The organism is Variovorax sp. GW822-FHT04A09, assembly GCF_058801005.1.
In genome coordinates this window covers 128,671-143,247 of sequence record NZ_JBXAMV010000002.1, presented here as the reverse complement: position 1 = coordinate 143,247, position 14,577 = coordinate 128,671, and the positions used below count along the sequence as shown (strand labels likewise).

The 14,577-nt window shown below is 70.2% G+C and carries 12 protein-coding genes; 1 reads left to right on the top strand and 11 read right to left on the bottom strand.

The annotated features are described in order from the left end of the window. Positions 1-23 precede the first annotated feature (23 nt). The 11 genes from AC1RLW_RS11760 to AC1RLW_RS11710 form a co-directional block, all read right to left on the bottom strand. Complete coding sequence (locus AC1RLW_RS11760; protein ID WP_493193152.1) at positions 24-1,775, bottom strand: glycerol-3-phosphate dehydrogenase/oxidase; 1,752 nt, start codon at positions 1,773-1,775, stop codon at positions 24-26. Continuing rightward, positions 1,772-3,376 carry an FGGY family carbohydrate kinase gene (locus tag AC1RLW_RS11755; protein WP_493193151.1) on the bottom strand — a complete coding sequence of 535 codons (1,605 nt, stop codon included), beginning with the start codon at positions 3,374-3,376 and terminating at the stop codon, positions 1,772-1,774. The genes AC1RLW_RS11760 and AC1RLW_RS11755 overlap by 4 nt, the downstream gene beginning before the upstream one ends. 37 nt (positions 3,377-3,413) lie before the next feature. Further along, positions 3,414-3,881: a D-erythrulose-4-phosphate isomerase gene (gene derI / locus AC1RLW_RS11750; RefSeq protein ID WP_492731129.1), complete on the bottom strand. Its 468-nt coding sequence runs from the start codon at positions 3,879-3,881 to the stop codon at positions 3,414-3,416. Between the two features lie 100 nt (positions 3,882-3,981). Beyond that, positions 3,982-4,941 (bottom strand): D-ribose ABC transporter substrate-binding protein, encoded by a 960-nt coding sequence (locus tag AC1RLW_RS11745; RefSeq protein ID WP_070062044.1) that lies wholly within the window; start codon positions 4,939-4,941, stop codon positions 3,982-3,984. Positions 4,942-5,003: 62 nt separating this feature from the next. Next, the gene (locus tag AC1RLW_RS11740; protein WP_493193150.1) at positions 5,004-6,098 is read right to left on the bottom strand and encodes an ABC transporter permease; all 1,095 of its coding nucleotides are present in this window, start codon (positions 6,096-6,098) and stop codon (positions 5,004-5,006) included. A gap of 26 nt (positions 6,099-6,124) precedes the next feature. Next, positions 6,125-7,660, bottom strand: a complete 1,536-nt coding sequence (locus tag AC1RLW_RS11735; protein ID WP_493193149.1) for a sugar ABC transporter ATP-binding protein — start codon at positions 7,658-7,660, stop codon at positions 6,125-6,127. Beyond that, positions 7,657-8,313, bottom strand: coding sequence for a DUF2291 family protein (locus AC1RLW_RS11730; protein ID WP_493193148.1), 657 nt, complete (start codon positions 8,311-8,313; stop codon positions 7,657-7,659). Before AC1RLW_RS11730 ends, AC1RLW_RS11735 begins: the two co-directional genes overlap by 4 nt. Before the next feature lie 99 nt (positions 8,314-8,412). Then, positions 8,413-9,378 carry a sugar-binding transcriptional regulator gene (locus AC1RLW_RS11725; protein WP_492697469.1) on the bottom strand — a complete coding sequence of 322 codons (966 nt, stop codon included), beginning with the start codon at positions 9,376-9,378 and terminating at the stop codon, positions 8,413-8,415. A 198-nt stretch (positions 9,379-9,576) separates the two neighbouring features. After that, on the bottom strand, positions 9,577-11,424 hold the full coding sequence (locus AC1RLW_RS11720; RefSeq protein ID WP_493193147.1) for a sensor histidine kinase: 1,848 nt from the start codon (positions 11,422-11,424) through the stop codon (positions 9,577-9,579). An 8-nt stretch (positions 11,425-11,432) separates the two neighbouring features. Beyond that, a complete protein-coding gene (locus AC1RLW_RS11715) occupies positions 11,433-12,041 on the bottom strand; it encodes a response regulator transcription factor (RefSeq protein ID WP_447746830.1) in 609 nt (202 codons plus the stop codon). Between the two features lie 104 nt (positions 12,042-12,145). Continuing rightward, positions 12,146-12,538, bottom strand: coding sequence for a hypothetical protein (locus AC1RLW_RS11710; RefSeq protein ID WP_493193146.1), 393 nt, complete (start codon positions 12,536-12,538; stop codon positions 12,146-12,148). Between the two features lie 171 nt (positions 12,539-12,709). On the opposite strand from AC1RLW_RS11710, the gene AC1RLW_RS11705 reads away from it, so the two are divergent. After that, on the top strand, positions 12,710-14,398 hold the full coding sequence (locus AC1RLW_RS11705) for an InlB B-repeat-containing protein (RefSeq protein WP_493193145.1): 1,689 nt from the start codon (positions 12,710-12,712) through the stop codon (positions 14,396-14,398). The last annotated feature ends 179 nt before the right edge of the window (positions 14,399-14,577 follow it).

Sequence of the window (14,577 nt, the reverse complement as noted above, 5' to 3'; positions counted from 1 at the left end):
GGGGTGTGCGCGAAGGGATGGCTCTACAGGGCCGCGGCGAGCGGGACAGGGGCAGCGGCAGGCGACGCGGCCGGCGGCACGGCAACGCCGGGGCCCAGCGCCGCACGCTCCGCCGCGATGAGTTCGCGGTAAGCCGCTAGCTGCCGGCGGGTGTCGTCGGTCGACCAGCCCAGGTACGGCGCGATGCACCCGGCCACGAAGGGGGCCAGGGCCAGCCCGCCATCGGCGAGTTCGATCGACAGGTGGGTGCGGCGCGTCATCACGTCGGTCAGCGTGTGCGCGCCCTCGGCGACGACGGCATGCACGAGTTCGGCGACCAGGTAGTGCGGGGCACCGGGCAGCGTCGCGCGCAGTGCGGGCCTGGCCCGCGCGAGCGCCCGCAGGTCGCGCACCCGGTCGCCGTGCCGCTGCAGCAGGCGACCCGCATCGCCGATGCCCATGCCGAAGTGCCGCGCCAGGTCGCCGGCGCTGTCGCGCACCGCGGCCCAGTCGCCGGCCCCGACCAGCGGCAGCGAGGCCGTGGACGATGGCGTGCCCACCCCCAGGGGCCGCACCGCGGCATCGACCGCGTCGGCCGCCATGCGGCGGTAGGTCGTGTACTTGCCGCCGACGACGGTGGTGAGGCCGGGCGGCCCGTCGATCACCGCGTGGTCGCGCAGCAGTGCCGATGTCGAATCGGTGGCACCGACCGACTTCAGCAGCGGACGCAGGCCGGCGAAGGTGCCGAGCACGTCGGCGCGGCCGACCTTGCGTTCGAGGTAGGCGTTGAGGTTGTCGAGCAGGTAGTCGACATCGGCCGCTTCGGCGACCGGCTGCGACTTGTCGCCGTGCCACGGCGTGTCGGTGGTGCCGACGAGCCAGTAGCCGTACCAGCGGCGCGCGATGATGACGGAATCGGTGGCGCGGGCGAGGATGCCGGTGTCGGACTGCAGCGCTTCCGGCCGTAGCAGGATGTGCACGCCCTTCGCGGGTTGCACCCGGAAGCTGTTGGCGCCCGCGCGCTGCTGGATGTCGTCGGCCCAGATGCCGGTGGCGCTGATCACCGCGCGGGCAGCCAGGCGATGGCGTTCGCCGGTGAGGGTGTCTTGCACCACGACGCCCGCGACGCGCTCGCCGTCCTTGATGAACTCGACCATGGGCGCCCGCGTGATGACCCGGGCGCCGCGACCGGCCGCCGTGCGCACGACCGCGAGCGTGTGGCGCGCGTCGTCCATCAGCGCGTCATGGAACTGGACACCGCCGACCACGCGCTGCGCATCGATCGAGGGGACGTGCCGCTTGAGCGCCGCCCGGCCGAAATGGCGCTGGCGCGGGACAGCGCCGCCCTTCAGGCCGAAGAGGTCGTAGAGCAGCACGCCGGCCGCGACATAGGGCCGCTCCCACCAGGCGCGGGTGAGCGGATAGAGAAAAGACTCCGGGCGGGCAATGTGCGGGCACAGGACCTTGACCATCAGGTCGCGCTCTTCGATCGCGTGCGCCACCAACTTGAAGTTGAGCTGCTCGAGGTAGCGCAGGCCGCCGTGAAAGGTCTTGCCCGAACGCGACGAGGTGCCGGTGGCAATGTCGCCCGCCTCGACCAGCACCACCGAGAGTCCGCGCGCGACGGCATCGAGCGCGGCGCCCGCGCCGGTCACGCCCGCGCCGATCACGAGCACGTCGGCCACGCTGCGCGAGGCTTCGGCCAGGTCGCGCCGCCGCTGCGCGGGATGGAGCCAGGTCGCGTCGGCCGGCTCGAAGGCCCGCGCCAGCACGGCGGGCGGGACGAAGTCGTTCATCGGATCTCCTGCACGGCGGCATCGAGGTGGGCACGCCGGATGTCGGCCAGGGCCTGCCAGGGCGCCCTCGCCCGCTGTGCGGTCTCGCAGTACTGCCCGTAGATCTGGTCGTAGAGCGCGGTCTGGCCCGGGTCCGGCAAGGTGACCGCCTCGTCGAGGTAGGCATCGACCCACTGGGGCAGCATCTGGTGAATGCTGGCGTGGCTGTCGATCGACAGCGCGGCGGTGATGGCCGCGCCTGCGGCGCCGCACTCCTCGCGGTTCGACACGCGCACCGGGCGCCCGGTGACCGACGCGATCATCTGTCGCAGCGCCAGGCTGCGTGCGGCGCCGCCGGACAGGCGGATCTCCTCGGGCAGCGTGCCGAGCGCGGTGTAGCAGTCGCGCGTGGCCATCGCGATGCCTTCGAAGACCGCCCGCGACAGGCCGGCCACGCCCAGCGTGGCGCTGAAGCCGCTGAGCTGCGCACGGGCGCTCGCATCGACAAAGGGGCCGCGCTCGCCGCTTTGCGCGATGTAGGGGTGGTAGACCGCCTGTGCGGGTGCCGTGGACAGCACCAGCGCATCGAGCCGCTCCAGCATCTGCGCGTGCGGCAACGCCGCGCCGCCGGCCAGTTCGGCCGCGCTGCCGAGCAGCCGGAGCAGCCAGTCGATGTTCAGCGTCGCCGCCATGTGCGAGACCAGGCGGACCCGCAGGCCCGGCGCGGGCATCGCGATGGTGTAGCCGGCTTCGGCGCTCGGTTCGATGGCCGCCGTGTTGTCGGTGACCCAGCCGTGCATCCCGGTGCTGCCAAGCACCGAGCAGCCGACGTACCGCAGCCCGCCCTGCGCATCGAACGCCATGCCGCCGGCGCCGAGCACGCACAGCGGCACGTCCATGAGCGGCAGCACCACCGGCAGGCCTTCGGGCAATCCTGTTTCGGCGGCGGCGCTGCGGGTCAGCGGCGCATGGCTGCGGGTGCCGTCGACAATCGACGGCAGGAGGTGCTTGATGGCCTCCAGGCCGAGCAGTGCCAGGGTCTCGTCGTCGTAGGCCAGGCTTCGGAAGTTGCCGAAGGTGTAGACGCCTTCGCAGGGGCTGGTCGCACGCACGCCCGTGGCCTTGAAGAAGAGCCAGTCCTTGCAATGCATGGCCGATGCGGCCCGTGCCAGGCGCTCGGGCTGGTGCGCCTGCAGCCACAGCAGCTGGCCGCTTTGCATCGACGGGTTGAGCGCGTTGCCGGTGCGCGCGGCGACGAGCCGCGAGGCCGGCGTCTCCCGCAGCGCCTGCACGTGACGGCCGGCGCGCGCGTCGAGCCACAGCATCGCGGGCCCGACCGGGCGGCCGTCGGCATCGACGAGCCAGGTCCCGTCGCCCTGGCCGGTGGCCGCCAGGGCCACCACGCGCGCGGCGAGGCCGGGAACGCGCCCGGCCAGCGCGCGCAGCGTGGCTGCGGTGTCGGTCCAGGTTCCGTCGAGGTCCTGCTCGGCCGCGCCGTCGGGGCCGAGCAGCACGCGGTTCGGCGTGCTGGCCACCGCCACCTGCCGGCCCTGCAGGTCGAAGGCCACGGCCTTGATGACCGAGGTTCCGGCGTCCACGCCGATGATGAGGTCGCGTGCCATGCGCGTCAGTGCCGGCCGTCGAACGAACGGGTTGCGCTCATCGGTGTTTCGCGTGGTACTTCTCGTCCAGCGCATCGATGGCGCGGACGTTGCGCGCCGACGTGCCGTGGGGGTCGAAGTGCGAGGACAGGTAGGCCTGCGCCACCGCCTTGGCCAGTTCGGCCCCGATCACCCGCGCCCCCATGGTGATGACCTGCGCGTTGTTGGAGAGCGCGGCGCGCTCTGCCGAGTAGGTGTCGTGCGTCTGCGCCGCGCGGATGCCGGGCACCTTGTTGGCCGAGAGGCAGACACCGATGCCGGTTCCGCACACGAGGATCGCGCGGTCGTAGAGGCCGCTGAGGATGCCCTGGCAGACCCGGTCGGAGAGGTCGGCATAGAAGAAGTCGGCGTCCTCCTCGGGCAGGCCGATGTGGGTCACCTCGAGGCCCTCACGGCCAGTGAAGTGCCTGGCAAGAACCTCGGCAAGGGGCGCGCCCGCGGTGTCCGCGGCAATGGCGATCTTCATGTGCTTTCCATTTCTTCGAACCGGCCGTGCAACCGGCGGCGTCGCGTGGCGAGCGCCGCCGGAACTTTGCGGTACCGGGGTGGCGTGACGTTCCGCGGGCTTACTTGTCCAGGACGAACGGCGAGGAGTACTTGGCGGCATTACCCTTGGTGATCAGCAGGCAGTCGAACAGCTGCTTCTCGGTCTTGGCACCGGTCTTGCCGGTTCGGATGAACGAGTCGGCCTGCTGCACGGCAGCGGCGGCGAACACCGCGACGGGCTGGAGCACCGTGTAGGCCAGCTCGCCGGCCTTGACCGAGGCCACCGAGTCCGGCGAACCGTCGAACCCGCCGACGACGACCCCGTTGAACTTGCCTGCCTTCTTGAGCGCGGCGATCGCGCCGAGGGCCATCTCGTCGTTGCCGCTGATGACGCCCTTGATGTCGGGGTGCGCCTGCATCAGCGACTGCATCTTGTTGTGCCCTTGCGTCCGGTTCCAGTTGGCGACTTCCGAGCCGGCCTTGGCCAGGTCCGGGTACTGGCTCAGCACGGTCTTGAAGCCGTTCGACCGGGTCGCGGCGTTGTTGTCGGAAGGAGCGCCGACGAGCTCGACGTACTTGCCCTTGTTGCCCATCAGCTCGGCCCAGTGCTGGGCCCCGAGCGCGGCGCCCTGGGCGTTGTTCGACACGAGCTGCGCCTGCGCCAGGCCCTCCTTGTTGATCTCGGCATTGACGAGGATCACGGGGATCTTCGCGGCCACCGCCTTCTGCACCGCGCCCACCGAGCCGCTCGCGTTCGCGGGGTCGAGGATGATGGCGACCGACTTGTTGGTGATGGCCGTGTCGATCAGCCGGCTCTCGGTGTTGGTGTCGCCGGTGTGCGCGGCGACGACCGCGGTGTAGCCCAGTTTCTGCGCCGTGGCCTTGGCCACTTCGCCTTCGGTGAACCAGTAGGGGTTGGCGGGGTCGTTCACGATGATCGTGATCAGCCCCTTGCCCTTGCCTTGGGCCCATGCCGGGCTGGCCATCAGGGGCGTGAGCGAGAGTGCAGCAAGCAGCGTGCGGCGGGTGGTGTTCAACATGACTTCGTCTCCTTGGTGGTTTCTTCTGGACAGATGCCGCGGCTGCGGCGGACGGGAATCTTTCAGGCCGTGGGCCGTGGCTGGGCGGGTACGGCCGGGGTCGCGGCACGCGCGGGCCGACGGCCGTACCGGATGGCGTTCAGCAGCACCGCGAGCACGATCACGGCGCCGGTGAAGACGGTCTGCCAGTAGGAGGACACGCCGATGATCACGAGCCCATCGGACAGGAAGCCGATGACGAAGGCGCCGAGCAGCGTGCCGCGCACGTTGCCGCGCCCGCCGGTGAGCGCTGCGCCGCCCACCACGACGGCGGCGATCGCGGTGAGTTCGTAAGTGCTGCCCGCCGTCGGGCCGGCCGAGGTCAGTTGCGACGACAGGACCAGGCCTGCAATGGCGGCGCAGACACCGGACAGCACGTAGACGGTGACGGTCGTGAATCGCACGGGCACGCCCGACAACTCGGCCGCCCGCGCGTTGCCGCCGCTCGCATACACCCAGCGCCCGAAGGCCGTGCGGTTCAGCAGCACGGCCGCCACCACCGCGACCATGGCAAGCACCAGCACGCCGACCGGCATGCCCAGGACCTGGTCGAAGCCGAGCCAGTTGAAGCCCGTGTTGCCCAACTCGGGCAGGCCGCCGAGGTTGTTGAAGGTCAGCCCGTTGGTGATCAGCAGCGCCACGCCGCGCGCGACGTACAGCACGCCCAGCGTGGCCACGAAAGCCGGCACCTTGAAGAAAGCGATCAGCACGCCGTTGACGGCCCCGACGAAGGCACCCAGTGCGCAGGTCAGCACCACCACGACCCAGACCGGCGGGTAGAGCACCAGGCCGAGCGCGTCGATCGTCACGCCCTGCATCAGGTAGCCGGCGACGACCCCGCACAGGCCGAGGGTCGATCCGACCGACAGGTCGATGCCACCGGTGAGGATCACGATCAGCATGCCGATGGCCAGCAGCCCGAAGATGGCGACGTGCGACGACATGATGAGGAAGTTGCCGGTCGAGAAGTACACGGGCGACAGCAACGAGAACACGGCCACGATCGCGATGAGCGCGAAGAAGGCGCGCCCTTCGAGCAGGAGGCGGACGATGTCGATGCCGCCGCCTCCGCCGTTGGCAGGACCGGAAGGCAGGGCTGGGGATGGGGCTTCGCTCATGGTGATGTCCACTCGAAGGGCTTCATTCAGGCAACCATGGCTTCGCCCGAGGCGGCCATGATCATTTCTTTGGTGGCGTCGGCGCCGAACTGGGCCGAGATCCGCCCCCGTCGCATGACGACGATCCGGTGCGCGACACCCAGGCATTCGCTCACCTCCGAGGTCGAGAACACGACCGCGAGGCCCTGCCGCGCGCGCTCGGCGAGCAGGCGGAACACCTCGGCCTTGGCGCCGACGTCGATGCCTCGACTCGGCTCATCGAGCAGCAAGACCTTCGGGTGAGTGGCCAGCATCTTCCCGATGACCACCTTCTGCTGGTTCCCGCCCGACAGCGATCCGATGGCCGCCTGGCCACCGCTGGTCTTGACGGTGACGCGCCGGATCGACTCGTCGACGCATGCACGTTCCCGGGCCGGCGATGTGAAGCACCCGCGAACGAAGGCGCCGATGCTGGCCAGCGAGAGGTTCTGGCCGACGCTCATCGTCTGCACGAGGCCGTCGCGCTGGCGGTCTTCGGGCACCAGCGCCAGGCCCTTGGCGATGCGCTGCGCGATGCTCAGCTTCGACACGTCCTGCCCTTCGAGCAGCACGCGCCCGCCGTCGAGTGCGCAACGGCCGGCCACGGCCTCCAGCAACTCGGTGCGCCCCGCGCCCATCAACCCGTAGATGCAGACGATTTCGCCCGACCGCACGTCGAGCGACACATGGTCGACGACGTCGGCGCCGGAGCTTTCGGTGAGGACGGCGTCCTCGATGGCCAGCGCGACCGGGCCGAAGTCGTAGCCGCCGGGCGGGCTGCCCAGATCGAAGTTCTCGCCGACCATGTGGCGCACGATCCATTCGAGATCGATCTCGGCGCGCGGCGCCTTGGCGGTCATGGCACCGTCGCGCAGCACCACCGCATGGTCGGTGATCTGCAGCGCCTCCTCCAGGTGGTGCGAGATGTAGACGATGGACACCCCTCGCGCCGTGAGGTCGCGGATCACCTTGAACAGTGCCTCCACCTCCGTCGCCGAGAGCGCCGACGTGGGCTCGTCCATGATCAGGATGCGGCTGTTGACCGACAGCGCACGCGCGATCTCGACGATCTGCTGCTGCCCGAGGCGCAGGTCTTCGACCAAGGTCAACGGATCGATCGCTTCCTCGAGCTCTGCCATCAGCGCCCGCGTGCGCCGCGCCTCTTCGGCAAAGTCGACGCCGGTGGCGCTGCGCAGCTCGCGGCCCATGAAGACGTTATCGCGCACCGAGAGGTTCGGTGCCAGGCTCAGCTCCTGGTGGATGATCGAGATGCCGCGTTCGCGTGCGTCGGCGGCCGACGCCAGGACCACCGGCACGCCGTCGAGCACGATGTCGCCCGACGTGGGCGTGACCACGCCCGAGAGGATCTTCATCAGCGTGGACTTGCCGGCGCCGTTTTCACCGAACAGCGTCGTGACCTGTCCGCGGTGGATGTCGAAGTTCACGCCCTTGAGCGCCTGCACGCTGCCGTACGACTTGGCGATGCTTTGTGCCGACAGCACGATCGCGCTGTCGGGATGACGGGCGATGCCAGCGGCGCTCATTGCACGCCCAGCCGCACGGGCGTGACGAGCCAGCTCGACGGATTGATGAGCTGGAACACACCGACGACGTCGACCTTCCTGCCGGTGAGCGTGTCGCGGTCGAGCGTGCCGAGCACCTGCGCCTTGACCTCGTTGTTCAGTGCCGAGCCCGCGTCCTGGTAGTCGATCTGGTTGGTGAACTGGCCGAAGGCCACGGTGCCCGTGGCGTCCCGCACCTCGGTGCCGTTGAGGGCCGGCCCGGTTTGCACGCGAAGCTGCAACCCTTGCGGCAGGCCGTCGACCGCCACAGTGAAGATGCCCGCACGGCCCTCGCCGACCGTCCCGGTGAACCGGACCGGGAAGATCGGCCCGACGCTCCCGGGCTTGCCGTAGGTCTCGCCCGCGGCCGCCTTGTCCGCCGCGAGGGCCTGCGCCAGCACCGGGGCGTCGACGGCCGCCTTTTCGATCAGGGCCCGAATGGGTGCGAATGCCTTCTTGCCGTAGGCCTCGGCCGAGAACGCGTCGACCCGTGCGTCCTCGGAGGAGCCGATACGGACCGCCTTGGTGTCCAGCGCCATCGCCACGAACAGCAGCAGGAGCACCGCGGTCCACACGCAGGCCGACGTCCGCAGACGGAACGGTCTGCGCGCGGAAATTTCGAGCTGGGCGCCCATGCGAACCTCCTCCCTGTTGATCCTCTTGAACCTGTGTGTTCCGGTCGACGTTGGCGCTCTAGGGGCACCGACTCCGACGGCCGGAAGATGGCGGCTCGGTCAGCCGCGCTGACCGGCCTGATGGCGCAGGCACAGCTGCGCGGTCGCCTCGTCGACGATCAGCTCGGTGATCAGGCCGGTGTTGAGCACCGCGCAGATCGCCTCGGCCTTGTACGTGCCACCGGCCACCGCGAGCACGTCGCGCCCGCGCAGGTCGTCCAGCGACGCACCGACCGCGCGTTCGTTCATCTCGCACTTCACCGGTTCGCCGTTCGACGCCACGAAACAGCCGGCGAGCTCGCCCACCGCCCCCGCCTTGCGCAGCGCCGCCAGCTCCTTGGCCGTGACCGACTGGGTGCGCAGCAGATGGGTGTCCGGGCCCAGGTCACCGACACCGACGACGCAGAGCTGGCACTCGCGCACGAGCTCAAGCACGTGCTGCACGCCACGCTGGGCGCGCAGCACCTGAGCGTCGGCCCGGCTGTCGGCCAGGAACGGCACCGGCATGAAGTAGCACTCGCCGCCCGTGCGCTCGGCCAGCTTGGCAATCAGGTCGAACGGGTTGGCGGCGGAGCGGCGCGTCAGGCTGCCCAGGAGCGAAATGAAGCGCGTGTCCTTGCGATTCGCCGCGGGCATCCGCTCGACCATCGCAGCCAGCGTGCGACCGTGGCCCACACCGATGGTGCGCACCTCGCCGGCGTCGAGCACACGGGTCAGCTGGCGTGCGGCTGCCACTGCCAGCGCGGGGATCGCATCGGTCGCATCGTCCAGGTCGGCCTGGGTGGTCGGGACGACCACGCAGCGCTTCAGGCCGAAGGCTTCCACCAGCTTGTCTTCGAGTGCCATGCACTCGGCAGGCACGCCTTCCACGAAGAACTTGATCAGCCCGCTCTGCATGGCCGAGGCGATCAGCCGCTGCACCTTGACGCGCGACACGCCGAGCCGCTCGGCGATCTGCTCCTGCGTGTGGCCGCCCACATAGGCCAGCCATGCGGCGCGGATGGAAAGACTCAGTTCGGGGTCCATGTCGTGTATTTTGCGAACATTTGATCTTCAACTGCTCAATTGATCAGATGGATGAACTTTAGGGATTGCGGGTGGGCCAGTCAACGAACGCGCTCTCGGTGTTTTCCCGCGCCATCGCACATGCCGTGCCTTGACCGGGCTGGGCAATGGATGGGGAGGATGAGACCCCGCGCGAAGTGAATCGCCCGGGGCTTGCAGCTACTCGCTCGAGACGCCAGTCCGTCTCCAGGCCTGCGCATGGCCCAGGAAGGCGCGAAGCTGCGAAGGCCGCACCGGCTTGACGAGCACCGGCAGGCCGGCCTCGCGTGCCGCCGCCAGCGAATCGCCGCCGACGTCGCCGGTCACGATCAACGCAGGCAGGTCGGCTTCGTTCAACGCAAGGCGCAGGTCCGCGATGGCCTGGAGGCCACTCGCCTGCAGGCCGAGCCGCAGGTCCACCACCAGCGCATCGGGCCGGAAGCCCGCCTGCAGGCACGCCAGTGCGCTCGCCATGTCGCTCGCGGCGCGGACCTCCGCGCCCCAGGAAGCCAGCAGCCCTTGCAGCGCCAGCAACGAACTCTGGTCGTCATCGAGCACGAGCACGCGCGCGGCCAATGCGGCCGTCGATGACGCGGCGAGCCGCTCGACGTCCTCCGTCCGGCCGCTCTCGGCCGCATCGGCCAACGGCACCTGCACGTCGAACACGCTGCCCAGCCCCGGCTGCGAGCGCACGGTCACGCGCAGGTCGAGCAGCTCGCTCAATCGCTTGACCGTCGCAAGGCCCAGGCCGTAGCCCAGGCGGCGGTCGCGCGCCGGGTTATCGATTTGATAGAACTCGTCGAAGACGTGCGGCAGGTGCTCGGGCGCGATGCCGATGCCCGTGTCTTCGATGGCCAGCCGCAGCCGGCCGTTCTCGACCCGGCCGCCGATCCGCACCGTGCCCTTGTGCGTGTAGCGGATGGCGTTCGCCAGCAGGTTGGTGACGACGCGCGTGAGCAAGGCGCGGTCGCTGCGGACGGTGGCGGGGTCGATGGCCAGCTCGAACGTCAGCCCCTTGGCCGCGGCCACGGCCTGGTGCGGCCGGCAGCAGTCGCGCAGCAACTCGTCGATGGCGAAGAGCGACCATTGCGGGCTGATCGATCCGGCATCGGCGCGCGTGATGTCGAGCAGGTCGTCCACCACGTCGGTCATGCCGTCGGCGCAGGCCACCAGCTGCTCGGAGAGCGCCTGCACCTGCGGCTGCGTGCTGACCGTGTGCAGGGTCTGCGCCAGCAGCGCCATCGCGTTGAGCGGCTGGCGCAGGTCGTGGTTGGCCGAGGCGAAGAAACGCATGCGCGCGGCGACGGCTTCTTCGGCGGTCTGGCGGGCCGAGCGGCTGCGCTCGTTTTCGGCGCTCAGCGCGGTCACCAGTTCGGCATTGCGCCGACGCTGCGCCTGGATCTCGTGCAGCGCGCGCGAGAGCTCACGGGAACTCAGCAGCGTGTAGACGCCGATGAGCGTCACGATCATTGCCATGGCCAGGTGGTAGCTGCCGCCGAACCAGATGTCGCGCAGCACCAGCGGGCCGAGGATGAGGCCCACATAGACGATGGCCGACCGCTCCATCGTCGAGAGCCGGATCGCGCCGCCGAGCGAGACGGTGACCATCGTGATGTGAAGGATGGCCTCGGCCTGCGCCGGTCCGTCGTTCTGCAGCAGGACGCACAAGACGCCCCACGACAGGGCCAGGCTCTGGCTGCTGGCCATGAGGGGCAACGCCATCGCCGCGAGGTTCGACCGAAGGCCCGGCCGCAGCGCCCATGCCACCCAGATGCCGCCCCGCACGGCCACGAGAACGCAGTAGACGGTGAACCACGCCTGCACCCGCGCGCCGTCCGCGCCCGTCGCGTATTCGCGGTAGCACAGGTACCCGCCGAGCGCGGCCAGCATCCACGCCCACGGCGTGGTGCGGATCATCTGCTCGACCTGCTGGAGCTGGAGGTCCGAGAAGCGCAGGCACACGGCGATGAGGCCACGCACACCGGCAACGCGCGGCGCTTTCAGCGGAGGTGCGAGAGCGGCAGGCACCGAAGGCTTCATCGCGGCTCCAGCAGCAGCCCCGCGCGCCGCGCCTGGACCAGCAGGTGGGTGCGGTTGCGCGCGTCCATCGTGTCGAGCAGCGCCGTGATGTGGAGCTTGACCGTGCGCTCCGCGATCGCCAGCTCGGCGGCGATCTGCTTGTTCTGACGACCTTGCGCCACCAGCAGCAGCACTTCGAGCTGGCGCGGCGTGAGGCTCGCGACCGGCAGGCCGGTGCGCGAGACCAGCACGTCGAAAGACTCGCCACCCGCGGCCACCTCGTCCAGCGCCGCTGCGATGTGCGCCACCGAACGCGACTTGCCGATGAAGCCGGCCGCACCCGCGGCGCGTGCGCGTGCGGCGAGTGCCGGCTCTTCGTCGCCCGAGATCATCAGGCGCGACACAAGCGGATGCCGGGCACCGAAGAGACGCAGGCCTTCGAGGCCGTCTTCACCGCCCAGGCGGTAGTCGATCAGCACGATGTCGGGCGCACATTGCGAGGCCCGCGCTACGCCCTCGGCCAGCGAGAGCGCGGTCTGCACTTCGAAGTCGGGGCGAGCGTGCGTCAGCGCGTGCGCAAAGCCGACACCGAACAGCGGGTGATCGTCGACAAGCAGGAGTTTCATGGTGCCGTGATCCTCAGGTGCGGGCCCGGCCCGCGCCCTCTCCTCGTAGGGCGCCATTGTTGTCTACACCGGCGCATCGGTGCCGCGCCGGCCTTCGCGAAGCCTCAGTTGCAACGGCCGGCCGCGCGCAGCAGCGCGTTGCAGGCCGGTGCGGGGCTGGTCGTCGGCCGCGTGGCGGAGCGGCGTGCGGACGCGGGGGCATCGCTCTGGCGCATCTCCTGGCAGATGGCGTCGCTGACCACCCGGCCCACGACCGACACCGAACCCTCCACGTAGCAGCTGTAGACCCGCCCGCCGTCGGTGCGCGCCTGGAAGGTCGTCTGCACGCCGCTGTCGGCCCGGTTCGAGATGGTGAACGCCTGCGGCGGGAGGCCCAGCGCCCGCGAGGTGTTCGTGACGATGGCGTCGTCGGTCACGGCATGCGAAGCGCATCCGCCTGCCAGAGCGGCAGCGATGAGAAGCAAGGGCGAGCACAGGCGCGTTCGTGAAGAGGTCATGCAGCGAGCCTATCGGGACACCTTGCGCCAGCCCATAGCACCTTCGGGCAGGTGCCCGAAGGTGCTATGGGCCGCACGCGCAGCCGTCCCTACGATCCGCCCCTCTTGAACGAACAAGCAAGCACAGAAGGCGCCGGGCCCCGGCGCCAGCGGACGAGGAGGAACACGGACATGACGAAGACGAGCAACTACGGACGGTGGATGGTGTGCGCAGGCGCGCTGGCCCTGCTGGCGGCCTGTGGCGGCGGTGGCGGCGGATCGGGCGGCGGCGCGTTGCCGCCCCTGGGCATCTTCCCGCCCGCGCCCCCGCCGGCGGCAGTGACGCATCGCCTGGAGGTCGGCATCACCGGCAACGGCCACGTCGGATCGCAGCCCGCGGGCATCGACTGCACCGACCGCTGCAGTGCCGATTTCAGCGCGGGCACCGAGGTCGTCCTCGCGGCCACGCCAGCGGCGGGGCAGGTGCTCGGCAATTGGGGCGGCGCCTGCAGCGGCAACGCCGGCACCTGCACCGTGCGGATGGACGCCGCGCTCGGCGTGACGGCCACCTTCGTGGCCGCACCGCCGGTGATCGGCTGGGGCGATGCGTCGGCGCTGTCGGCCGGCGGCGCCAGCCTGCCGAAGACCGCGATCGACGCGCAGGGGCGCGCGCTGGTCGTGTGGCGCCAGATCGAAGGCAACCCCCAGGTGGATCGGCTGTGGGGCAGCCGCTACCTGCCAGGCAGCGGCTGGACCGCACCGCAGCGCCTCGAGGCCAACGCCGGCGGCGTGCGCGACATCCGCGTCGCCATCGACAAGCCCAGCGGCCGTGCCGTCGTGCTGTGGACCCAGCTGAGCTCCGTGACCGGCTACGACCTGTGGGCGCTGCCCGTCGACCCCGCGAGCGGCTGGGGCAGCCCCGCACTGCTGGAGACCGGCACCGGCATCGTCGGCAACGCCAGCGTGGGCATCGACGCGAATGGCAACGCCGTCGCCGTGTGGTCGCAGATCGGCCCGGCCACGCGCTTCAGCATCTACGCCAACCGCTACACCCCGGCCGGCGGCTGGGGCACCGCCGCGCTCATCGAGACCAACGAGGTCGTGGGCAGCGTCGACGGCGACCCGGCTGTGGTGGTCGCGGGGTCTGGCGAATCGGTCGCCGTATGGAAACGCTCCGACGGCAGCAGCGCCTCGCTCTGGACCAACCGCGCCAACGCAAGCGGCACCTGGACCACGGCCACCGAACTCGTGCCCGACACCGGCACCGGCCACTCGATCGGTGCCCACGACCTGGCCATCGACGCCGCCGGCAACGCCCTGCTCGCCTGGGGCCAGGCCGACCTGCCCGGCGGCAGCAACCAGTGGGAGAGCGCCGTGTGGTTCAAGCGCTTCTCGGCGGGCGCGTGGCAGAGCGGCACCGCACGGGTGGGCGCACCGTTCGTCGCCACGCAGGCGTTGTTGAGCACGCCCGTGCTGCGCATGAATGCGGCGGGTGCGGCGGTCGTGAGCTGGGGGCGGCTGGACAACGCGCTCATGGCAGCGACGGCGGCACCGGGCGCGGCGTTCGGCGCGGACCGTGTGGTGCGGGCGGCGGCTTCGCAGGCGTTGGCGAGCTTGCCTGCATTGGGCGTGGACGACGCGACCAATGCGTTGGTGGCGTGGGCGCAGGGCAATGGGGTGGGGACCAGCGATCTCTATGCGGCCCGGCACACGCTGGCGGATGGCTGGGGGACGCCTGTGGCCCAGGAGGGCACGGACGAGATTGCGACTTCGCCGGACCTGGCGATGAATGAAGTGGGGAATGCGGTGCTGGCTTGGCAGCAGTTTGAGGCTGCGGCAGGGACGCGCATTTTGGTGCGGCGGTATGGGTCGGGGAGGTAGGTTGCGTGAGGGGCAAATGATCTACCCCGATCACGAGCCCCTTCGTTCATCTCAGCGCGGCAACGAAAATAAGGGGCATGGCCGAATACACGCCCTCCGAACTGCTGCGCAAGTCTGATCTTCTGCTGCCGCCAAGCACCTCGCGTCGAGGGTGACGTTTCGCGTGGAACGATCCCCGC

What these genes read in the sequence shown, in the direction of transcription:
- AC1RLW_RS11760 (WP_493193152.1), bottom strand. Translation starts at nt 1,775, where the DNA reads ATGAACGACTTCGTCCCGCCCGCCGTGCTGGCGCGGGCCTTCGAGCCG.
- AC1RLW_RS11755 (WP_493193151.1), bottom strand. Translation starts at nt 3,376, where the DNA reads ATGGCACGCGACCTCATCATCGGCGTGGACGCCGGAACCTCGGTCATC.
- derI (WP_492731129.1), bottom strand. Translation starts at nt 3,881, where the DNA reads ATGAAGATCGCCATTGCCGCGGACACCGCGGGCGCGCCCCTTGCCGAG.
- AC1RLW_RS11745 (WP_070062044.1), bottom strand. Translation starts at nt 4,941, where the DNA reads ATGTTGAACACCACCCGCCGCACGCTGCTTGCTGCACTCTCGCTCACG.
- AC1RLW_RS11740 (WP_493193150.1), bottom strand. Translation starts at nt 6,098, where the DNA reads ATGAGCGAAGCCCCATCCCCAGCCCTGCCTTCCGGTCCTGCCAACGGC.
- AC1RLW_RS11735 (WP_493193149.1), bottom strand. Translation starts at nt 7,660, where the DNA reads ATGAGCGCCGCTGGCATCGCCCGTCATCCCGACAGCGCGATCGTGCTG.
- AC1RLW_RS11730 (WP_493193148.1), bottom strand. Translation starts at nt 8,313, where the DNA reads ATGGGCGCCCAGCTCGAAATTTCCGCGCGCAGACCGTTCCGTCTGCGG.
- AC1RLW_RS11725 (WP_492697469.1), bottom strand. Translation starts at nt 9,378, where the DNA reads ATGGACCCCGAACTGAGTCTTTCCATCCGCGCCGCATGGCTGGCCTAT.
- AC1RLW_RS11715 (WP_447746830.1), bottom strand. Translation starts at nt 12,041, where the DNA reads ATGAAACTCCTGCTTGTCGACGATCACCCGCTGTTCGGTGTCGGCTTT.
- AC1RLW_RS11710 (WP_493193146.1), bottom strand. Translation starts at nt 12,538, where the DNA reads ATGACCTCTTCACGAACGCGCCTGTGCTCGCCCTTGCTTCTCATCGCT.
- AC1RLW_RS11705 (WP_493193145.1), top strand. Translation starts at nt 12,710, where the DNA reads ATGACGAAGACGAGCAACTACGGACGGTGGATGGTGTGCGCAGGCGCG.